Source organism: Streptomyces albicerus (assembly GCF_008905045.1).
GTDB classification, from domain to species: Bacteria; Actinomycetota; Actinomycetes; order Streptomycetales; family Streptomycetaceae; genus Streptomyces; species Streptomyces albicerus.
This window is the reverse complement of sequence record NZ_VWMY01000020.1, coordinates 114,828-134,847: the sequence shown is the minus strand read 5'-3', so window position 1 is coordinate 134,847 and position 20,020 is coordinate 114,828. Positions and strand designations below refer to the sequence as shown.

Annotated in this window: 17 protein-coding genes and 3 tRNA genes; 8 read left to right on the top strand and 12 right to left on the bottom strand. The window is 70.4% G+C overall.

All coding sequences use genetic code 11. The annotated features are described in order from the left end of the window. Window positions 1–28: 28 nt before the first annotated feature. The 8 genes from purF to purS all read right to left on the bottom strand — a co-directional run bounded on the left by purF (window position 29) and on the right by purS (window position 8,340). Window positions 29–1,555 carry an amidophosphoribosyltransferase gene (purF, locus tag GAS53_RS19795; RefSeq protein ID WP_151478956.1) on the bottom strand — a complete coding sequence of 509 codons (1,527 nt, stop codon included), beginning with the start codon at window positions 1,553–1,555 and terminating at the stop codon, window positions 29–31. A 61-nt stretch (window positions 1,556–1,616) separates the two neighbouring features. Next, window positions 1,617–2,483, bottom strand: coding sequence for an META domain-containing protein (locus tag GAS53_RS19790; protein WP_151478955.1), 867 nt, complete (start codon window positions 2,481–2,483; stop codon window positions 1,617–1,619). A 97-nt stretch (window positions 2,484–2,580) separates the two neighbouring features. Further along, on the bottom strand, window positions 2,581–3,378 hold the full coding sequence (locus GAS53_RS19785; protein WP_151478954.1) for a maleylpyruvate isomerase family mycothiol-dependent enzyme: 798 nt from the start codon (window positions 3,376–3,378) through the stop codon (window positions 2,581–2,583). A 213-nt stretch (window positions 3,379–3,591) separates the two neighbouring features. Beyond that, window positions 3,592–4,473, bottom strand: a complete 882-nt coding sequence (locus GAS53_RS19780) for a M23 family metallopeptidase (protein ID WP_151478953.1) — start codon at window positions 4,471–4,473, stop codon at window positions 3,592–3,594. Window positions 4,474–4,501: 28 nt separating this feature from the next. Continuing rightward, entirely contained in the window at window positions 4,502–4,993 is a 492-nt protein-coding gene (locus GAS53_RS19775; RefSeq protein WP_151478952.1) for an ArsR/SmtB family transcription factor, read from the bottom strand. A 151-nt stretch (window positions 4,994–5,144) separates the two neighbouring features. Beyond that, a complete protein-coding gene (gene purL / locus GAS53_RS19770) occupies window positions 5,145–7,403 on the bottom strand; it encodes a phosphoribosylformylglycinamidine synthase subunit PurL (RefSeq protein ID WP_151478951.1) in 2,259 nt (752 codons plus the stop codon). Next, window positions 7,400–8,080 carry a phosphoribosylformylglycinamidine synthase subunit PurQ gene (gene purQ / locus GAS53_RS19765; RefSeq protein ID WP_151478950.1) on the bottom strand — a complete coding sequence of 227 codons (681 nt, stop codon included), beginning with the start codon at window positions 8,078–8,080 and terminating at the stop codon, window positions 7,400–7,402. The genes purL and purQ overlap by 4 nt, the downstream gene beginning before the upstream one ends. Further along, a complete protein-coding gene (gene purS, locus GAS53_RS19760; RefSeq protein ID WP_033526749.1) occupies window positions 8,077–8,340 on the bottom strand; it encodes a phosphoribosylformylglycinamidine synthase subunit PurS in 264 nt (87 codons plus the stop codon). The genes purQ and purS overlap by 4 nt, the downstream gene beginning before the upstream one ends. Window positions 8,341–8,699: 359 nt before the next feature. Here purS and GAS53_RS19755 point away from each other — a divergent pair, with 359 nt between their 5' ends. The 8 genes from GAS53_RS19755 (at window position 8,700) to GAS53_RS19720 (ending at window position 13,605) form a co-directional block, all read left to right on the top strand. Further along, window positions 8,700–9,017 carry a histone-like nucleoid-structuring protein Lsr2 gene (locus GAS53_RS19755; RefSeq protein ID WP_151478949.1) on the top strand — a complete coding sequence of 106 codons (318 nt, stop codon included), beginning with the start codon at window positions 8,700–8,702 and terminating at the stop codon, window positions 9,015–9,017. Window positions 9,018–9,230: 213 nt separating this feature from the next. Next, window positions 9,231–9,302: transfer RNA gene (locus GAS53_RS19750), tRNA-Gly, on the top strand. An 80-nt stretch (window positions 9,303–9,382) separates the two neighbouring features. After that, a tRNA-Gly gene (locus GAS53_RS19745) sits at window positions 9,383–9,458 on the top strand. 163 nt (window positions 9,459–9,621) lie between these two features. Continuing rightward, the gene (locus GAS53_RS19740; protein ID WP_151478948.1) at window positions 9,622–10,683 is read left to right on the top strand and encodes an ABC transporter ATP-binding protein; all 1,062 of its coding nucleotides are present in this window, start codon (window positions 9,622–9,624) and stop codon (window positions 10,681–10,683) included. Continuing rightward, window positions 10,680–11,486 (top strand): ABC transporter permease, encoded by an 807-nt coding sequence (locus tag GAS53_RS19735; protein WP_151478947.1) that lies wholly within the window; start codon window positions 10,680–10,682, stop codon window positions 11,484–11,486. Before GAS53_RS19740 ends, GAS53_RS19735 begins: the two co-directional genes overlap by 4 nt. A 59-nt stretch (window positions 11,487–11,545) precedes the next feature. After that, on the top strand, window positions 11,546–12,895 hold the full coding sequence (locus GAS53_RS19730) for a sensor histidine kinase (RefSeq protein WP_151478946.1): 1,350 nt from the start codon (window positions 11,546–11,548) through the stop codon (window positions 12,893–12,895). Next, a complete protein-coding gene (locus GAS53_RS19725) occupies window positions 12,892–13,506 on the top strand; it encodes a response regulator transcription factor (protein ID WP_151478945.1) in 615 nt (204 codons plus the stop codon). Before GAS53_RS19730 ends, GAS53_RS19725 begins: the two co-directional genes overlap by 4 nt. A 23-nt stretch (window positions 13,507–13,529) precedes the next feature. Further along, a tRNA-Gly gene (locus GAS53_RS19720) sits at window positions 13,530–13,605 on the top strand. Between the two features lie 53 nt (window positions 13,606–13,658). Here GAS53_RS19720 and GAS53_RS19715 read toward each other — a convergent pair. From GAS53_RS19715 to purD, 4 genes are all read right to left on the bottom strand, one after another. Further along, a complete protein-coding gene (locus GAS53_RS19715) occupies window positions 13,659–14,558 on the bottom strand; it encodes a phosphoribosylaminoimidazolesuccinocarboxamide synthase (protein ID WP_151478944.1) in 900 nt (299 codons plus the stop codon). Window positions 14,559–14,643: 85 nt separating this feature from the next. Further along, a complete protein-coding gene (locus GAS53_RS19710; RefSeq protein WP_151478943.1) occupies window positions 14,644–16,200 on the bottom strand; it encodes a N,N-dimethylformamidase beta subunit family domain-containing protein in 1,557 nt (518 codons plus the stop codon). A gap of 319 nt (window positions 16,201–16,519) precedes the next feature. After that, window positions 16,520–18,310, bottom strand: coding sequence for a hypothetical protein (locus GAS53_RS19705; RefSeq protein ID WP_192583184.1), 1,791 nt, complete (start codon window positions 18,308–18,310; stop codon window positions 16,520–16,522). Window positions 18,311–18,635: 325 nt separating this feature from the next. After that, window positions 18,636–19,964 carry a phosphoribosylamine--glycine ligase gene (purD, locus tag GAS53_RS19700; RefSeq protein ID WP_225859004.1) on the bottom strand — a complete coding sequence of 443 codons (1,329 nt, stop codon included), beginning with the start codon at window positions 19,962–19,964 and terminating at the stop codon, window positions 18,636–18,638. Window positions 19,965–20,020: the final 56 nt, after the last annotated feature.

The following is a 20,020-nucleotide window of genomic DNA, read 5'->3' as shown; positions in this document are numbered from 1 at the left end:
TGTCGTACAGCTGTGTTGCTGCGAGGTCTTACGGGCGACGGATCGCGTCGGCCGCGGCCGTGGCGGCTGGGCCCGCCGCCAGCTCGGTCTCCAGGAGCTGCTTGCCCAGCAGCTCGGGGTCCGGGAGATCCATCGGGTACTCGCCGTCGAAGCAGGCGCGGCAGAGGTTCGGCTTGTCGATGGTCGTGGCCTCGATCATGCCGTCGATGGAGATGTACGAGAGGGAGTCGGCGCCGAGCGAGGTGCCGATCTCTTCGATGGTCATGCCGTTGGCGATCAGCTCGGCGCGGGTCGCGAAGTCGATGCCGAAGAAGCAGGGCCACTTCACGGGGGGCGAGGAGATCCGGATGTGGACTTCCGCCGCGCCCGCTTCCCGGAGCATCCGGACCAGTGCGCGCTGCGTGTTGCCGCGCACGATCGAGTCGTCGACGACGACCAGGCGCTTGCCCTTGATGACTTCCTTGAGCGGATTCAGCTTGAGGCGGATGCCCAGCTGGCGGATGGTCTGTGAAGGCTGGATGAAGGTCCGGCCCACATACGCGTTCTTCACCAGGCCGGCGCCGAACGGAATGCCGGAGGCCTCCGCGTAACCGATCGCGGCGGGCGTGCCGGACTCCGGGGTCGCTATGACCAGATCGGCCTCGACGGGGGCTTCCTTGGCGAGGCGGCGGCCCATCTCGACCCGGGAGAGGTACACGTTCCGGCCGGCGATGTCGGTGTCCGGGCGGGCCAGATACACGTACTCGAAGACACAGCCCTTGGGCTTCGCTTCCGCGAATCGGGAGGTTCGCAGGCCGTTCTCGTCGATGGCGACGAACTCGCCCGGCTCGATCTCGCGGACGTAGGCGGCGCCGCAGATGTCCAGGGCGGCGGACTCGGAGGCGACGACCCAGCCGCGCTCCAGGCGCCCGAGGACCAGCGGGCGGATGCCCTGCGGGTCACGGGCCGCATACAGCGTGTGCTCGTCCATGAAGACGAGGGAGAAGGCGCCCTTGACCTGCGGGAGGATCCTGGCGGAGGCCTCTTCAATGGTCAGCGGTTGGCCGTCGTCGTCGACCTGGGCGGCCAGGAGGGCCGTGAGCAGGTCGGTGTCGTTGGTGGCCGCCACACGCGGGGTGCGGCCCTCCTGCTTGGGCAGGTCGGCGACCATCTCGGCGAGCTCGGCCGTGTTGACCAGGTTGCCGTTGTGGCCGAGCGCGATGGAGCCGTGCGCGGTGGCACGGAAGGTGGGCTGGGCGTTCTCCCAGGTGGAGGCACCGGTGGTCGAGTAGCGGGCGTGACCGACCGCGATATGACCCAGGAGCGAACCGAGAGAGGCCTCGTCGAAGACCTGGGACACGAGGCCCATGTCCTTGAAGACGAGGATCTTGGAGCCGTTGCTCACCGCGATACCCGCGGATTCCTGGCCCCGATGCTGGAGGGCGTACAGCCCGAAGTAAGTGAGCTTGGCGACCTCTTCACCGGGAGCCCAGACTCCGAAGACGCCGCATGCGTCCTGGGGGCCTTTCTCGCCGGGGAGCAGATCATGACTGAGTCGACCGTCACCACGTGGCACGCCACCGAGTGTAGGCGAGATCGACCACTGGTCCGAATTGGCGATTCGGGACCCTAATGGATCACTTGCCGGCGACCGCTTCGACGCCTGTGCCGTTTTCGCTGGTCAGCGTGAGGGTGCTGCCCTTCAGCTGGTATTTCACCGTGCTGTCGAAGAGCTTCAGGAGGGCCTTCTCGGTGTCCATGAGTGAGGCGGAGCACATCTTCCGGGTGGTGCCGGCCGTGCCAAGAGTGATACTGCCGTCGCCGACCGTCGCCTTCGCCGTCACCCTGTTGCAGCCGAGCTGGCCGCGGACGGTGCCGTCCTCGCCGAAGGTGAGGTGGACCTTGCCGTCGGCCTCGGAGGACAGCGGCACGGCAGAGTCGCCCTTCGCGTCGCCCTTCACCATCGAGGTGACGTTCCACTTCGTGCCGTAGAGCTCGGCGGGCTTCTCGGCGGTGAGGTTCACGGTGTACCCGTCCTGCGTGGTGAGCTTCAGCTTGCCGTCGTCGACCTCGGCCTTGACCGTGCTGCCGGAGATCGCGCCGCCGAGCTGGGACTCGAAGTCCATCGTCCCCTCGGTGGTGCAGGCCATCTTGGTCTTGATCGTGTCGTCGCTGATCTTGATCGTGTCGCCCTCGATCTCGGCGCTCGCCCCGAAGTGGTTGCAGCCGTAGTTGCCGCCCACCTTGCCGTCCTTGCCGAACTCGATGTGGGCGCCGGCCGGGGCCTTCCGCGTCGTGCCGTCGACGGTCACGCTCTCCACGTTCCACTGCTTGCCGGTGATCTCGGCGGCCGGGCGGGAGCCGACGGAACCGGAGCCGGAGTCGTCGCCGCTCTCCGTGCCGCAGGCGGCGGTGGCGAGGAGCCCGGTGACGGCCAGGGCACTGAGACCGGCTCGGGCGCTGAGGCCGCGGCGGGCGCTGAGGGTAAGACGCTGCGTGTGCATGCCGCTTTGACGGGACGGGTGGGGTGGTTGGTTCCCTCGCGGAATAACGGCCGCGCAACGGCCGACACGTGGTCCCGAGCGATGGCCGGGGCCTCGGTCAGCGCATCAGGGGCAGCAGTCCGCCCAGGTCGGCCCGCTCCCCGCTTGCGCTGGCCTCGGCGTCGGCGAGGGCCGTCTGCCACTCCTTACGGCCGGTCACGAGCCGGATCCAGGTCAGCGGGTCGGTCTCGACGACGTTCGGCGGGGTGCCGCGCGTGTGCCGCGGGCCCGCCACGCACTGCACGACCGCGTACGGCGGCACACGCACCTCCGTGGAGGCGCCGGGCGCCTTCACCGCGAGCGCGTCGGCCAGGAGACGGGTGCAGGCGGCGAGGGCATGGCGGTTGTGGGGAATGTCGAGTCCCGGCACGGCCGCGTTCAGGTCGTCCGTGTGGACAACCAGCTCCACCGTGCGGGTGACGAGGTAGTCGGCGAGGGTCATGGAGCCCGTGCGGGCGGCGAGCAGCCGGTTGTCGGGGGCCGCCGCCAGGCGCTCGGCGAGGCGCCGCCCGGTGCGGTCGTAGAGCGCGTCGAGGTCGGGGTTCGCCCTGGCCAGCTCCCGGGTGTCCGCGTCGATGTCGTCCGCCCTGGCGGCGGTCGCGAACGGCCAGTCCAGCAGGGAGAGCTCCGCCTTGTCCGGTTCGTCCCGCTCGAGGTTCCGGCTGACGGTCTCGACGGCCATGGTGATGTGTGCGGCCAGGTCGCGTACGGTCCAGTCGCCCAGGCGGGTGGGGAGGGCGAGCTGGTCTCCGTCGAGCGTCCGTACCGCTTCTCGTACGTTCCCCAACTGCGCGAGCACCGCCACGCGGGTCTTCGTCGAGTCGTAGGTACGGGTGCGCTTCTTGGCCGGCGGCATGGTCAGGAGCCTAAGCGCTCCGCTGGGTTTGGCCGGGAAACTGTCTGTCATTCGCCAACTGCAGGCCGGTCGTGGCTGGTCGCGCCCACGCGGCGGAGCCGCAAATGTCACAGCCCCGCGCCCCTTACGGGGCACAGTCCGCGCTGGTCGCACCCACGCGGCGGAGCCGCATGTGTCGGGTGCCCCGCGGCCCTGCGGGCACGGGCGGCGGGCTCAGGCTCCGGGGGCGGCGGACGGAGTTTCCGCGGCCGTGAACGTCTCGCCGTTGGCCGGGACGCCGATGCCCTGCCAGCTGAACGGGATGCCGCGGGCCGAGTCCGGGTCCGGGCCGTCCATCAGCTGGAAGTGGACATGCGGTTCGGTGGAGTTGCCGGAGTTGCCGCAGCGGGCGATCTGCTGACCTGCCCGTACGCGGTCGCCCGGCCGGACGGTGAGGGAGCCCCGCCGCAGGTGCGCGTACATCGCGTACACGCCGTCGCCCAGGTCGAGGACGACGTGGTTGCCGGTGATCCAGGCGGCGCCGCCGGTATCCCGCACGCCGGCCTCGACCAGCATCAGATAGACGAGCGCGGGCCAGGAGTTGCGGCTGAGATGGTCGCGCCGCCAGTCGGAGGCATGCACGACGGTGGCGTCGGCCACGGCGTACACCGGCTCGTCGAAGGCAGGGAAGATCCGCGGACGCCGGACCACGGGCCACAGCACGGCGAAACCGGGGCGGGTCCTCGGACCGTCCTCGGACTCCGCCACAGTGCCCTCGGGCTCCGCCCCTGTGGCCTCCGGCTCCGCCACGATGTCGATCGCGTACGTCTGCCCGTACGCGTGCGTGCCATGACTCGGCACCTTGTCGGCAGGGCTGTTGAGCGCGGACCACCGGCCCCTGACCGGCGGACCCACCTCGACCGACGCCCGGTCGGCGCCCTTGCGCCGGTTCCCGCTCAGGCTCACGGCCACGCCGATGGCGAGGGCGGCCGCCAGCGGCAGGAAGGTCCACCACCTGGAGATCGGGAAGTCGGCGAGGCGGTTCCCGATCACCACGGCGAAGAAGGTCAGCAGGAGCGCTCGGAACAGGATCATCGCGGTCTTGCGTATGGACATCGTTCCCCCAGAGATGCGGCGATCGCTTTCAGACCGGGCGGGCCGTGGCCAGCGCCACGAGGAGCGGGACGACGCGGCCCGCCGGGATCACGTAACGTCCGCGCCCGGCCGACTGCAGCCAGCCCGCGGCGGTCAGCTGCCGCAGGTGGTGGTAGATCTGGCCGCTCGTACCCACGTCGTCGAGCTCGGTCAGCTCGGTGGCCGTGCGCCGGCCGCCGAGGATCTCGCGGAGCAGTCGCAGCCGCATGGCATGCCCGAGCGCGGCGAATGCCTCGGCGGCTTCACTCCAGTCGGCGTCGAGCAGCTGCTCGGTGAGCATGCCGTACTGCCACTCGTACCGCTCCTCGGTCGGCAGCCGAACAGCGCCCGTGAACAGCACGCCGCCGTCGGCGACGTGGGCCAGCTGCTCCTTGAGCCCTTCGAGCGCCCAGAAGTCGCCGTCGCCCACGTGCACAGAGGGCTTGCTCTCCAGGGCGTCGAGACGCCGCTCCAGCTCCGCGACGCGCTGCTCCAGATCCATGGAACGAGATTACGTAATTACGTAGAAGCGGTCAAGGGGAGGCAGGCGGAGCGGACCGCTTGGGCTGGGGCATGCCGAAGGCCCCGCCCGGAATCCGGACGGGGCCTTCAACTACGTATCGCGGAAGGCTTCACGCCTTCACGCCCCAGCCTTACGCGAGCAGCGCCGGGATCGTCCCTTCGTGCGCCGTGCGCAGCTCGGCCAGGGTGAGGGTGAACTCGCCCTGGACCTCCACCGCGTCTCCGTCGACGACACCGATGCGGGTGACGGGCAGGCCGCGCGCCCCGCACATGTCGTTGAAGCGGACCTCCTCGGAGCGCGGGATCGCGACGATCGCGCGGCCCGCGGACTCGGAGAGGAGGAAGGTGAAGGCGTCGAGCCCGTCGGGTACGACGAGGCGCGCGCCCTTGCCGCCGAGCAGCGCCGACTCGACCACGGCCTGGACAAGACCGCCGTCGGACAGGTCGTGCGCGGAGTCGATCATGCCGTCACGGGAGGCGGAGATCAGGATCTCGCCGAGCAGCCGCTCACGCTCCAGGTCGACCTGCGGAGGCAGCCCGCCGAGGTGGTCGTGGACGACCTGCGACCAGGCCGAACCGCCGAACTCCTCACGCGTCTCGCCCAGCAGGTAGAGCAGCTGCCCCTCCTCCTGGAACGCGACCGGCGTGCGACGGGCGACATCGTCGATGACTCCCAGCACGGCCACGACCGGCGTCGGGTGGATGGCGGCCTCGCCCGTCTGGTTGTAGAGCGAGACGTTCCCGCCGGTCACCGGCGTGCCCAACTGCTGGCAGGCGTCGGCCAGTCCGCGGATGGCCTCCGCGAACTGCCACATGACGGCCGGGTCTTCGGGCGAACCGAAGTTCAGGCAGTCGGAGACGGCGAGCGGCTTCGCACCGGTCGTCGCGACGTTCCGGTACGCCTCGGCGAGGGCCAACTGGGCGCCGTGGTACGGGTCCAGTTTGGTGTAGCGGCCGTTGCCGTCCGTGGCGATGGCGACGCCGAGCCCGGACTCCTCGTCGATGCGGATCATGCCCGAGTCCTCGGGCTGGGCGAGGACCGTGTTGCCCTGCACGAAGTGGTCGTACTGGGAGGTGATCCAGGACTTGGAGGCCTGGTTCGGGGAGCCGACCAGCTTGAGGACCTGGTCCTTGAGCTCATCGGAAGTAGCGGGCCTGGGCAGCTTGTTGGCGTCGTCCGCCTGCAGCGCGTCCTGCCAGGACGGCCGGGCGTACGGGCGCTCGTAGACCGGGCCGTCGTGCGCGACCGTGCGCGGGTCGACGTCGACGATCTTGCCGCCGTGCCAGTAGATCTCAAGCCGGTCGCCGTCGGTCACCTCGCCGATGACCGTGGCGATGACGTCCCACTTGTCGCAGATCTCGAGGAACCGGTCGACCTTCTCCGGCTCGACGACCGCGCACATGCGTTCCTGCGACTCGCTCATGAGGATTTCCTCGGGCGAGAGGGTCGAGTCGCGCAGCGGTACGTCGTCCAGCGTCACGCGCATGCCGCCGGAGCCGTTGGACGCCAACTCGCTTGTCGCGCAGGACAGTCCGGCCGCACCCAGGTCCTGGATACCCACGACCAGCTTCTCGGCGAAGGCCTCGAGCGTGCACTCGATGAGCAGCTTCTCCTGGAAGGGGTCGCCGACCTGGACGGCCGGGCGCTTGGAGGGCTTGGCGTCGTCGAAGGTCTCGGAGGCGAGGATGGAGGCGCCGCCGATGCCGTCGCCGCCGGTCCGGGCCCCGTACAGGATGACCTTGTTGCCCGCGCCGGACGCCTTCGCGAGGTGGATGTCCTCGTGCCGCATGACGCCGATGGCACCGGCGTTGACCAGCGGGTTGCCCTGGTAGCAGGCGTCGAAGACGACCTCGCCGCCGATGTTGGGCAGGCCCAGGCAGTTGCCGTAGCCGCCGATGCCCGCCACGACACCCGGCAGGACACGCTTGGTGTCGGGGTGGTCGGCCGCGCCGAAGCGCAGCGGGTCGACGACGGCGACCGGCCGCGCGCCCATCGCGATGATGTCGCGCACGATGCCGCCGACGCCTGTGGCCGCGCCCTGATAGGGCTCCACGTACGACGGGTGGTTGTGCGACTCGACCTTGAAGGTGACCGCGTAACCCTGGCCGACGTCCACGACACCGGCGTTCTCACCGATGCCGACGAGGAGGGCGTCCGACTGGGGGGCCTTCTCGCCGAACTGCTTGAGATGGACCTTGGAGGACTTGTACGAGCAGTGCTCGGACCACATGACCGAGTACATGGCGAGCTCGGCACCGGTGGGCCGGCGGCCGAGGATCTCCACGACCCGCTCGTACTCGTCCTTCTTCAGGCCCAGTTCGGCCCAGGGCAGCTCGACGTCGGGGGTCTCGGCCGCGTGCTCGACCGTGTCCAGAGGCGTCCGGCTCATGCGTTGACCAGCTTCTTGAGGATCGAGGTGAAGAAGGGGAGGCCGTCGGTGCGACCGGACCCGATGAGGGGCTCGACCGCGTGCTCCGGGTGCGGCATCAGGCCGACGACGTTGCCCGCCTCGTTCGTGATGCCGGCGATGTCGCGAAGCGAGCCATTGGGGTTGAAGTCCACATAACGGAAGGCAACCCGGCCCTCCGCCTCCAGCATGTCGAGGGTGCGCTCGTCGGCGACGTACCGCCCGTCCATGTTCTTCAGCGGAACGTGGATCTCCTGGCCGGACTCGTAGTCGACGGTCCAGGCGGTGTCCGCGTTCTCCACCCGCAACTTCTGGTCACGGCAGATGAAGTGCAGGTGGTCGTTGCCGAGCATCCCGCCCGGGAGGAGATGGGCCTCGGTGAGGATCTGGAAGCCGTTACAGATGCCCAGTACAGGCATTCCCGACTTCGCCTGTTCAATGACGGTCTCCATCACCGGCGAGAAGCGCGAGATCGCTCCGGTGCGCAGATAGTCGCCGTACGAGAAACCGCCGGGCAGCACCACGGCGTCGACCTGCTTGAGGTCCTTGTCCTTGTGCCAGAGAGCGACGGGTTCGGCACCGGCGAGCTTGATCGCACGCTGGGTGTCCCGGTCGTCGAGGCTGCCCGGGAAAGTGACGACGCCAATACGAGCGGTCACTTTCCGACCTCCGCGACTTCCTCCACCTTGACGGTGAAGTCTTCGATCACGGTGTTGGCGAGGAAGGATTCCGCAAGTTCATGGATGCGGGCGAGCGCGGCGTCGTCCACCGGTCCGTCCACTTCCAGTTCGAATCGCTTTCCCTGACGTACGTCGGAGACGCCCTCGAAACCGAGGCGCGGCAGTGCACGCTGCACCGCCTGGCCCTGGGGGTCGAGGATCTCCGGCTTGAGCATGACGTCGACTACGACGCGTGCCACTGGCACTCCCGGTGTGTGGTGCTGAGCAGGTTCCTTCAGACTACCCGCACAAAAATTCTACGCGGGTAGATTCGTAGGAATCTACGTGACGGCCATCACGATTCCGCATCAACGGCCTATCGACGGGCTACCTTCACGAAAAATCCTGGGAAAGATCCGGATCGAGACCCGGCTCCCTATTGCCCTGGGACACGCCAAGAGATTTAGTCGAGCTTCACATTGGATTGCCGGGCACTGTACAAATGAATTGGCAATAGCCGATACTTTGCCCAATCGCTCATAAAAGCAGCCGGACAGTCGGCATCTCCGCACGTCATCGCGCGTCGCCGGAGAGGTGCCGCACGAAGGGACCGATATTCGTGGCGCAGCGTGTCGTAGTCACTCTCTTCGACGACATCGACGGCTCGGAAGCGGCGGAAACGATCGCCTTCGGTCTGGACGGCAAGTCGTACGAGATCGACCTGAATCAAGCCAATGCCAAGAAACTGCGTGCGGCGCTGGAGCCGTACATGGAGGCCGGCCGCAAGCGGTCGCGGTCCGGCAAGGCGTACCGGCAGACCGCGGTCGCGCCGGATCCGGCGGCCGTGCGGGCCTGGGCGCAGTCCAACAAGTTGGAGGTGCCCGCCCGCGGACGCATCCCCAAGAAGGTTTACGAGGCGTTCGCCGCGGCGCAGTGACCCCCATGGGGGAGGCGTGGCTTCCGCGGGTCGGTTGTTGGGTGCCGGTTCGTTCGGGCTGGTCGCGCAGTTCCCCGCGCCCCTTACGGGGCCTGGGCCCCGGGGTCCTCATCGGGCCCTGGGAGCAGCCGACTTGCGCAGCACCCCCGCTGATCAGCTAGAGTCTGGAGCACGCCGAGGGGCGAGGCCGGAAGGCCCGCTTCACGGAGTCACGCGGGTGTAGTTCAGTAGCAGAACATCCCCCTTCCAGGGGGAAGGCGCAGTGTGCAATTCCTGTCACCCGCTCTGCATCGCCGGTCTGGCCACAGTTGTGGATCAGGTAGGCTGGTGCCCGCGCCGATCGGTGAGAGCCGGTCGGAGGCAATGCGGACGTAGCTCAGTTGGTAGAGCGCAACCTTGCCAAGGTTGAGGTCGCGAGTTCGAGCCTCGTCGTCCGCTCCAGTGAGTAGTAGTCGGTAAGGCCCCGGTCATCGCGACCGGGGTCTTTCTCGTATGTCCTCGCTCACCACCCGTTGTCCTCGCTCACCACCCGTCTGACATTTGTCATGTGCAGCGATGACAGCGTGCACTGCCCGCGTCGGCCGGCCACCGGGACGCTGGTCTCATGAACACGAACGAACACGTGATTGAGGTCACTGATCTGCGGCGCGTGTACGGGGGCGAGTTCGAGGCGGTCAAAGGGGTGTCCTTCACCGTGGGCCGCGGGGAGCTGTTCGCGCTGCTCGGGACCAACGGCGCGGGCAAGACCTCCACCGTCGAACTGCTCGAGGGCCTCGCGCCGCCGGCCGGCGGTCGGGTTCGGGTCCTCGGCCACGACCCGTACACGGAACGCGCCGCGGTACGCCCGCGCATCGGCGTCATGCTCCAGGAGGGCGGCTTCTCGTCCGAGCTGACCGTCGCGGAGACCGTACGGATGTGGGCGGGCTGCACCAGCGGGGCACGGCCGGAGGGCGAGGCGCTGGCGCTGGTCGGCATGGCGCGACGGGCCGGCGTACGGGTCAAGCAGTTGTCCGGGGGTGAGAAGCGGCGGCTGGACCTGGCGCTCGCGCTTCTCGGGCGGCCCGAGGTGCTCTTCCTGGACGAGCCGACGACCGGACTCGACGTCGAAGGGCGCCAGGAGACCTGGGAGTTGGTGCGCGAGCTGCGTGAGACGGGCACGACCGTGCTGCTGACCACGCACTACCTGGAGGAGGCCGAGGGGCTCGCCGACCGGCTCGCGATCCTGCACGAGGGGCGCATCGCGGTCTCCGGGACCCCGGCCGAGGTGACCGCCACCCAGCCGTCCCGGATCTCCTTCGAGCTGCCCGCCGGCTACTTCCCCGGCGACCTGCCGCCGCTCGCCCAGCTCGGCATCACCGGGCACGAGATGGACGGGCGGGTGCTCCGGCTGCGGACGAACGAGCTGCAACGGGTCGCCACCGGGCTCCTGGTGTGGGCCGAGCGCGCCGGGGTGGAGCTGCGGGGGCTCGATGTGCGGTCCGGATCGCTGGAGGAGGCGTTCCTGCGGATCGCCCGCGAGGTGTCGGCGACGGCTTCGGAGAGGTCTTCGGAGACGGCTTCGGCTTCGGCTTCGGCTTCGGCTTCGGCTTCGGCTTCGGCTTCGGCTTCGGCTTCGGCTTCGGCTTCGGCTTCGGCTTCGGCTTCGGAGAAGGGGAGCGTGGCATGAGCGCGGGGACTGTGACGAAGACCGCACCGGTGGGTGCGGAGGTGACCGCCGCTGGGCGGATGAGGGCTCTCGCGCGGGCCGAGCTGACGCTGCTCGGGCGCAGCAGGGCCACGTTCTTCGCGGCGGTGTTCGTGCCGCTGGTCATGCCGTTGAGCCTTCGTTCGGCGGTCGAGGAGATGGACCTGAAGGAGGCGGGTCTCTCGGTCGGCTCGGTCATCCTGCCCTCCGCCGTCGGGTTCTCCCTGCTCTTCGCCGTCTACAGCTCGCTGGTGAGCGTCTACGCCGCCCGTCGTGAGGAACTCGTCCTCAAGCGGCTGCGCACCGGGGAGCTGCGGGACGCGGAGATCCTGGCGGGTGCCGCGCTGCCGTCGGTCCTCATCGGCCTGGTGCAGTGCCTGGTGCTGACGGTCGCCTGCGCGGCGCTCCTCGACGTGGGAGCGCCCGACGCGCCCCACCTCGCGCTGGCAGGACTGCTGTTGGGGCTCGTGATGTGGCCCGCGCTCGCGGCGGTCATGGCGAGTTTCAGCAGGAGCGTGGAGGGCGCCCAGGTGGCGGCCATGCCGCTGCTGCTCGTGTCGATGATGGGCTCCGGCACCTTCGTACCGTTCGAAGTCATGCCCGACCGCCTCGCCTCCGTCTGCGAACTGCTGCCGCTGTCGCCGGTGATCACCTTGGTGCGCGGCGGCTGGACGGGAAACCTCTCCGCGTACGACGCCCTGGGCGCCGTCGCGACGGCGGTGGCCTGGACCGCGCTCGCGGTGTTTGCTGTACAGCGGTGGTTCCGCTGGGAGCCGCGGCGCTGACCACCGCCGGGACGTACGAGGACAGGGACGATACGGGGATGGGGATGGGGAGTTCGGGTATGCGCAGGCCGGGAGCCTGGTGGCGGAGGAAGAGCACGCCGGCGAAGGTCGAGACGTACACCCGCTGGTCCTTCCACTTCTTCGCGGTGATCGAGGTCGCCGGGGTCGGGCTGCCGGCCTTCGGGATGGTGGGAGCGGAGTGGGCCGTCTGGCTCCTCCTGCCGGTGTGCGGGCACGCACTGCTGGTCGCGGTGACCGGGTCCCGGGCGCTCGACTGGACACGCGGCAGGCGGCAGCGGCCCGTACGCCTGCTCGCCGCACTCGGTACGGTCACCGGGCTGCTCGGGACGGGGGCGCTCGCCTTCTCGGAGCACGGTCCCGGCGGCGACGATCCCGACACCGCGGCGGGCTCGCTCTTCATGGGCGTGATGATCTTCGGGGTGGGCACGCTGGCGCTCGGGGTCAGCAGCCGGCGGCACGTACCGGCGATCGTGGGCGGCTTCGCGGCGGGTACCGCGGTTGTGGCGCTCCCGCTGGGCATGCCCGGTTCCGCCGCGCTGGCCATGGCGTTCGCCGTGCTGCTCGCCGGCGGACTCATCGCTTTCACCTCCGTCTTCTCGGTGTGGCTGCTCAACGCCGTGTACGAACTCGACGCGGCCCGCGAGACCCGGACCCGTCTCGCCGTCGCCGAGGAACGGCTCCGCTTCGGGCGCGACCTGCACGACGTGATGGGCCGCAACCTCGCGGTGATCGCCCTGAAGAGCGAGCTGGCAGTCCAGCTCGCGCGACGCGAACGGCCCGAGGCCGTGGACCAGATGATCGAGGTGCAGCGGATCGCCCACGCGTCGCAGACGGAGATCCGTGAGGTCGTACGCGGCTACCGCGAGGCCGAGCTCAGCGCCGAACTCTCCGGCGCGCAGGGGGTGTTGACGGCGGCTGGGGTCGACTGCACGGTGACCGGTTCGGCGGCGGGACTGCCCGTGGCGGTGCAGTCGGCGCTGGGGTGGGTCGTACGGGAGGCGACCACGAACGTGCTGCGGCACGGGGACGCGGGGCGGTGCGGTGTGTCGCTGGAGGTGGTGGGGGCTCGCGTTGTCCTGACCGTGGAGAACGACGGGGTGGAAAAGGAAACGGACGGGGTGGAAAAGGACGAGGTGGACAGGGACGGGGCGGAGAAAGGCCGGGCGGAGAAGGGCAGGGGAGAGAAGGGCGGTGTGCCGGGTTCGCGCAGTGGCGCGGGGTCCGGTCTTACCGGGCTGCGGGAGCGGTTGTCGGCGGTGGGCGGGACGCTGGAGGCGGGGCCGGTCGACGGTGATCTCTTCCGGGTCGTGGCCGAGGTTCCGCTGCCTCCGTCATCCTCCTCGTCGTCCGCCGTTCCGCGCCCCTTGAACGAAGAGGTCACCTCATGACCCGGCCCATCCGGCTGCTGCTCGCCGACGACGAGCACCTCATCCGGGGGGCGCTCGCCGCGCTGCTCGGTCTCGAGGAGGATCTGCTGATCGTGGCGGAGGCGGCCAGCGGGCCCGAGGCCCTGGCCATGGCTCGGGCGCACGAACCCGACGTCGCCGTACTCGATCTTCAGATGCCCGGGGCGGACGGTGTGAGGGTGGCCACATCGCTACGGGCCGAACTTCCCGCCTGCCGGGTGCTGATCGTGACGAGTCACGGACGGCCGGGGCATCTGAAGCGGGCGCTTGCGGCGGGTGTGCGCGGGTTCGTCCCGAAGACCGTCAGCGCGCAGCGGCTCGCGGAGATCATCCGTACGGTGCATGCCGGAAACCGTTACGTCGACCCGGAGTTGGCCGCCGACGCGATCTCCGCCGGGGACTCGCCGCTCACCGCGCGGGAGGCGGAGGTGCTGGAGCTGGCCGCCGACGGGGCGCCCGTCGCGGAGATCGCGGAGCGGGCCGCGCTGTCGCAGGGGACCGTACGGAACTACCTGTCGTCGGCCGTCTCCAAGCTCGGGGTCGAGAACCGTCACTCGGCGGTACGGCTCGCGCGGGAGCGAGGTTGGGTATAGTGGCTCTCGCGCCACGGCGCAGTGCGGACGTAGCTCAGTTGGTAGAGCGCAACCTTGCCAAGGTTGAGGTCGCCAGTTCGAACCTGGTCGTCCGCTCCAGTAAGTGAAGAAGGCCCCGGTCATCGCGACCGGGGCCTTCTTCGTGCGTGCGCTCAGCTCCAGGTGGTGCCGGTGAGGCGCTCGTACGCCTCCACGTACTTGGCCCGGGTCGCGTCCACGACCTGCTGGGGCAGGGCCGGCGGCGGCTGCTCGCTCTTGCGGTCCCAGCCGGACTCGGCGGAGGTCAGCCAGTCGCGTACGAACTGCTTGTCGAACGAGGGCTGCGGGCGGCCCGGCTCCCACTGGTCGGCGGGCCAGAAGCGGGAGGAGTCCGGGGTCAGCACCTCGTCGGCGACGACGAGCGTCTCGCCGTCGAAGCCGAACTCGAACTTCGTGTCCGCGAGGATGATCCCGCGGTCGCGCGCGATGCTACGGCCGCGGCCGTAGACGGCGAGCGTCGCCTGGCGCAGCCGGGCCGCGGTGTCCGCACCGACCTGGCGGGCGACCTCCTCGTACGACACGTTCTCGTCGTGCTCGCCGACGGCGGCCTTGGTGGCCGGGGTGAAGATCGGGGCGGGCAGCTCCGAGCCGTCGCTCAGGCCCTCGGGGAGGGCGAGGCCGCAGACGGTACGGGTCTCGTTGTACTCGGCGAGGCCCGAGCCGGTGAGGTAGCCGCGGGCCACGCACTCGACCGGGACCATGCGCAGCGATTTGCAGACCAATGTGCGGCCCTGCCAGGCGGCCGGGGCACCGGGCGGGAGTTCGGTGCCGAGGACGTGGTTCGGCAGCAGGTCGGCGATCTGGTCGAACCACCAGAGCGAGAGCTGCGTCAGGACGCGGCCCTTGTCGGGGATCTCCGTGGGGAGCACCCAGTCGAACGCGGAGATGCGGTCGCTGGCGACCATCACGAGGTCGCCCGCCTCGTTCTGGTACAGGTCGCGCACCTTGCCGGTGTGCAGATGCACCAGACCCGGAACCTCGAGGGGTTCGGGCTTATCGACGAATCCGGACACGGTTCCTCCCCGTGATTCTGACTGAATGGGCTCGATTCTCCCGCATACCGGGAAGCCGCAGGTGACGGGGGTACGGTCCGTCCGGTCAGTCGCGTTTGCAGATGCGGTCCAGGAGGTTGGCCGTGGCGCGCTGGACGCGGGGATCGACGTGGCCCGGGCGGTCCAGGGCCGGGGACCAGGCGAAGGTGCCGGCCGCGAAGACGAGGGCGCCGGAGGGGGCGCGGTAGAGGGAGGTCTCCTGGTGGCGGAGCGCGCCCTCGGTGTCCCGGTACGGGGAGTGGGAGAGGAGGATACGGCGCCGGTGCTCGGGGAGCGCGACGCGCGGGAAGTAGCGGTCGGCCTCGCCCGCGACCATGCCCTCCAGCTCGTCGCCCTCGTGGGCGCCGGTCGCCTCCCACAGCCAGTGGTCGGCGTTGCGGACGACCAGCGGGTGCGCCTCGGGGACCCGGCCCGCGTACTGGATGCCCAGGAGCTCCTGCTCGGGGCGGTCCACTTCGCGCCACAGTGCCGGTTTTCCGGGGGCGCGGCGTTTTCGGCAGGTGAGCAGGCGGTCGGGGACGCCGGACGGGGACGGTCCCAACTCCGCCTGCCAGTACATGGTGTTGGCGGAGAGGAAGACGAGCGAGGTGCCGTGCTCGCGGGCGAGTTCCACCGTGCGGCGCATGGTCGTCGACCAGTACTCGTCGTGGCCCGGGAAGACCAGGCCGCGGTAGCGGGTGGGGTCGACGCGGCCGGCGTGCAGGTCGCGGGCGTCGGCGTACGCGAGGTCGTAGCCGTAGCGCTCGGCCCAGCGGATGAAGTCGTAGGCGTGGCCCACATGGAGCGGCAGCCCCGCGCCCGCGTACGGGCGGTCGAACGAGACCGTCGTCGCGGCCTCTGCCTCGCCGAGCAGCCGGCCGGTCTCGTCCCACGCGTGGTAGAGGCTCGCGCCGGTGCGGCCGTCCTCCGGGTAGAGGTTGTACGCCTGCCAGGTGATGTCGGGGAGCAGGAGCAGCAGGTCGGCGGGGTGGTTGTCGCGGACCGTGAACGGGATGTGCGAGCGGTAGCCGTCGTCCGTGGTGAGGACGGCCACGTACGCCCCGATGCTCCAGTACGACGGAATCTGCAGCCGCCAGGACAGCCACCAGTGGTGGCAGGAGACCGTGCGGTCCGCGGTGAGCGGGGGTGGCTGGACGATGCCGGAGAGCCGGGGGCTGGTGGTGATCTTGCTGGCGCCGTCGCCTCCGTAGTGGCCGATGCGGTAGATGTCCACGCTGAACTGCTGCGGCGGGTCCACCGTGATGTGGAAGTCGATGGCCTCGCCGGGGGCGGCCGCGCCCGTGGAGGAGAAGCCCTTGATCTGACGGTGGACGTCGTCCGCCGAGCGGGGGCCTCCGGCGGTGTGGCGGGGGTTGGGGATTCTTGGGTCGGTGCTGGTGGTGGAGCTGCGGTAGTGGTGCCCGCGTCCGTGCCCGTCTCCGTCGCCTGGAGATGTCGCGCCCGGGGGTGGAGCGTGGTCCACGTACCAAGGGACGACCTGGCCCGTGTCGTCGAAGTAGTGCTCACTGCCGCGCAGCCAGGGGACGGGGCCCTGCCCGAAGGGGTCCGTGACGGCGTGCGCCAGCGCTCCCGACTCCCACCGGCGAATCTGCTCCGACCCCATGCGACATTCCCTCCCTCGTGCCCCCGTTAGCCCCTGTCGGCCCTTGTAAGCCCTTGCCATGTCAATGAGCGGTCCCAGCACATCACATTACGCACGCGTTCCATCACCGTTCGTCGCGAATTGCCTCCGGCGGTTGGGCAGGGGGGTTGGGGTGGCTTGAGTTCGCTGGTTAGTGCGGGTTGTCGGGGGCTGGGTGCGCAGTTCCCCGCGCCCCTGGGGGTGAGGGCTGAGGTTCGGGGATGACGTGCGGGTCGTCTTGGGCTGGGCGCGCAGTTCCCCGCGCCCCTAGGTGAGTGGGGGGTGGGTGTGAAACGACCAGTCAGACCAGGCGTACCGGTTTTTCTGGGCGTATGCCGAGGTGGAGGAGCCAGGCTCGGAGGGGGGCGGGGTCGCCGTCCTCGATGAGGCTCAGGACTCGGGGGCCCAGGTCGACGGAGCGTTCGCCGTTGATGAGGAGGGACGGGCCGTCCAGCCAGTCGAGCCCCGGCGTCGCCCCCGCCGTGTCCATCGCCGCGCAGCAGACCATCGCCGCCACATGGTCGGCCAGCAACTCGCGTCCGGTGCGGGGCGGTTGCAGCGGGAAGAGCGGCAACGTTCCGTCGTCCCAGAGCGCCGTGTCCGGTCCGGCCTGACCACCGGAAGCAGGCGGGGCGGACGGTTCGGCCGGCACCGCGGCCTCCTCGCGAGCCAACTCCGCACTCAGCCCCGCCGCCAGCGCGGCACTCCGCTCGCTCTCCGGCCCACTGTCCCCCTCGTACGCCGCCTCATCCTCCGGCCCGCCGTCCCCCTCGTACACCGCCCCGCCGTTCTCCACGGCCGGGAGCGCCTCCGTACTCAGGTGATCCATCACGCGGGCCAACGTAGGCCCGTCCGGATCCGAGGCCCTCGGCTCGGAGGAACGGCTCACACCCAGCGCGTCCAGCACCCGATGCAGCCGCGCCGCGTCCGTACGCCATTTCCGGTCGACCACCTCGTCCGGATACTCGTCCCAGTCGACCGGAGCCCAGTCGGGCCCGGACTCGGCGGGCCCGCCGTGGAAGAGGCGCGCGGCCAGCAGGGACGCCGCCTCGTCGACCGCGCCGGGCTCCTCCAGGAGGTCGCAGGCGGGGCGCTCGCCGAGCCGGGAGGCAAATCCCTCGGCGAGGCGATCGCGGCGGGAGAGCTCGGTGAGGGCCGCGACGACGCCCGCGTCGAGGCGTGCGGGCCAGCGGCCCATGCGCCACGCGGGCAGCGCGACCCGGGTCAGCAGCCGGTCCCAGCCCGCGTACGCAAGCCCCACCTGCTCCTGCGCGACGATCCGCAGACCGTAATCCACAGCCTGTGCACGCTCCGCCGCGGCGGCCGCCACACCCCGCTCCATCTCGGCCGCATGCCCCCGGCAGCTCCGCAGCAGAAGCCGGGCCACCCAGCCGACCCCGCCGAGCACCGTCCTGGACAGGGGCCCGCGCGTGGGCGACGACGTCACCGCCACGGCCGCGTCGAGGCCCCGTACGAAACGGCGGGCCGCGGCTATGTCGGGGTGCGCCGAGGGCCCCGTACCCGCGACGACCGGTGCGAGGACGGCGCGCAGTTCACCGACCCGCATCCACCACAGGAAGGGCGAGCCGATGACGAGGACGGGCGCGGCGGGCGTACGACGATGGGCCGACGGCAAGCCCCGTACGCCCTCTATTTCTTCTTCCTGGGGCTCCGTGCGGGGCGGGCCGTGGGCCGGGTGGGTGCGGTCCTCCAGCCAGCTGTCGCAGTCCGGGGTGAGCGCTATCGCGGAGGGCGCGGGCACTTCGAGGCGGTCGGCCAGGTCCCGCACCATGCGGTACAGGTCGGGCGCCGACTCCTCGGCGATCGGAACCGTGGGACTCACGGCGGGCCGGGAGCGGACGACGACCAGCGCGATGGCTGCCGCGGAGAGGAGGACGAGGACTGCCAGCCCCGCCACCAGCCAGCGCACCACTCCCCAGCCACCGCCGTCGATATGGCCCGTCGACCCGCCGACGAGCAGCACGACGGCGACGGCCGCGGGCAGCAGGGCGACGGCCAGCGCCCTGCTGCGGATGCGCAGCACGGCGAGAGCCCGGGAACGCGCGGCCTGCGCGCCCACCTCCACACCCATACCGGACACGACCGGTGTCACCCCCTACTGCCCGCCCGGCGCGTGCATACCCAGCCACCGCCGACAGACGTCCATGGCGTTGCTCACTCCCCCACTGTGGCACCCACGACTGACATCGCAATGCCGGTGGGCCAAGTGCCGGAACGCTTGCGCCGCACCCTAGTTGGGGCCCTGGCCCTCGTCAGCCGGATGGGGGATCGGTCACTCGATGGAATGGCTTTGGGTAGAGGTGGCTGACGAACGGGCCCCGAATCCTGTGCTGGATCTGGGGCCCGGGGTCGTTGTGGGAGCTGTGATGGCGCAGGTGGTGGCGCGTAACCGAGGGTTACTCGCCGGCGGTGCCGGCCGTCGTCCCGGCGTCCGCTGTCGTCCCGGCTCCCGCCGTCGTCCCGACTCCCGCTGCCGCCGCCCCTGCCACCTTCGCGGCGATGTCCGTACGGTGCTGGGAGCCGTCGAGGCGGATGCGGTCGACCGCCGCGTACGCGCGTGTGCGGGCCTGTGTGAGGTCCGTACCGCTCGCCGTGACGGAGAGCACCCGGCCGCCGGCGCTGACGATCGCGTCGCCGTCGCGCTTCGTGCCCGCGTGCAGGACGTACGCGTGCGGGGTGTCCTGTGCGGCCACCTCGTCGAGGCCTTCGATGGGGTCGCCGGTGCGCGGGGTGCCGGGGTAGTTGTGCGAGGCGATGACCACGGTGACGGCCGCGTCGTCGCTCCAGCGGAGGGGTTCGAGGTCGGCGAGGGTGCCGTTGGCCGACGCGAGCAGGACGCCGGAGAGGGGGGTCTTCAGCCGGGCGAGTACAACCTGGGTCTCGGGGTCGCCGAAGCGGGCGTTGAACTCGATGACCCGTACGCCGCGCGAGGTGATCGCGAGACCGGCGTACAGGAGCCCGGAGAAGGGGGTGCCGCGGCGGCGCATCTCGTCGACGGTCGGCTGCAGGACGGTCTGCATGACCTCTTCGACCAGCTTCGGGTCGGCCCACGGGAGGGGCGAGTACGCACCCATGCCGCCGGTGTTCGGGCCCTCGTCGCCGTCGTGCGCCCGCTTGAAGTCCTGGGCGGGCTGCAGCGGGACGACCGTCTCGCCGTCGGTGATCGCGAAGAGGGAGACCTCGGGACCGTCGAGGAACTCCTCGATGACCACGCGGTCGCAGGCATTGGCGTGCGCCTTCGCCGCGTCGAGGTCGCCGGTCACGACGACGCCCTTGCCGGCCGCGAGGCCGTCGTCCTTCACGACGTACGGGGCGCCGAAGGCGTCGAGCGCCTCGTCGACCTCGTCGGGGGTCGTGCAGACGTACGAGCGGGCGGTGGGTACGCCCGCGCCCGCCATGACCTCCTTGGCGAAGGCCTTGGAGCCCTCCAGCTGGGCGGCCTCCTTCGAGGGGCCAAACACCGGGATGCCCGCCTCGCGCACGGCGTCTGCGACCCCGGCCACGAGGGGGGCCTCCGGGCCGACGACCACCAGCTCGGCGCCGAGCTCCGTGGCCAGCGCGGCCACGGTCTTGCCGTCGAGGGCGTCGACCTGGTGCAGCTCGGCCACCTCGGCGATGCCCGCGTTGCCTGGGGCACAGTGCAGCGCGGTGACGTCGGGGTCGAGCGAGAGGGAGCGGCACAGGGCGTGTTCGCGGGCACCGCTGCCGATTACTAGGACCTTCACGGGGTCACACTATCTGTCGCGTTTTCGGGTGCGGGTCGTAGTGGGCTGAGCGGGCA

Bases quoted from the DNA above. Each gene is read 5' to 3' on its own strand.
- GAS53_RS19730 (WP_151478946.1), top strand. From the start codon at position 11,546: ATGCGCAGGCCGGGAGCCTGGTGGCGGAGGAAGAGCACGCCGGCGAAG.
- GAS53_RS19785 (WP_151478954.1), bottom strand. From the start codon at position 3,378: ATGCCGCCGGCCAAGAAGCGCACCCGTACCTACGACTCGACGAAGACC.
- GAS53_RS19780 (WP_151478953.1), bottom strand. From the start codon at position 4,473: ATGTCCATACGCAAGACCGCGATGATCCTGTTCCGAGCGCTCCTGCTG.
- GAS53_RS19790 (WP_151478955.1), bottom strand. From the start codon at position 2,483: ATGCACACGCAGCGTCTTACCCTCAGCGCCCGCCGCGGCCTCAGCGCC.
- GAS53_RS19725 (WP_151478945.1), top strand. From the start codon at position 12,892: ATGACCCGGCCCATCCGGCTGCTGCTCGCCGACGACGAGCACCTCATC.
- GAS53_RS19710 (WP_151478943.1), bottom strand. From the start codon at position 16,200: ATGGGGTCGGAGCAGATTCGCCGGTGGGAGTCGGGAGCGCTGGCGCAC.
- GAS53_RS19735 (WP_151478947.1), top strand. From the start codon at position 10,680: ATGAGCGCGGGGACTGTGACGAAGACCGCACCGGTGGGTGCGGAGGTG.
- GAS53_RS19775 (WP_151478952.1), bottom strand. From the start codon at position 4,993: ATGGATCTGGAGCAGCGCGTCGCGGAGCTGGAGCGGCGTCTCGACGCC.
- GAS53_RS19705 (WP_192583184.1), bottom strand. From the start codon at position 18,310: ATGGGTGTGGAGGTGGGCGCGCAGGCCGCGCGTTCCCGGGCTCTCGCC.
- GAS53_RS19740 (WP_151478948.1), top strand. From the start codon at position 9,622: ATGAACACGAACGAACACGTGATTGAGGTCACTGATCTGCGGCGCGTG.
- purL (WP_151478951.1), bottom strand. From the start codon at position 7,403: ATGAGCCGGACGCCTCTGGACACGGTCGAGCACGCGGCCGAGACCCCC.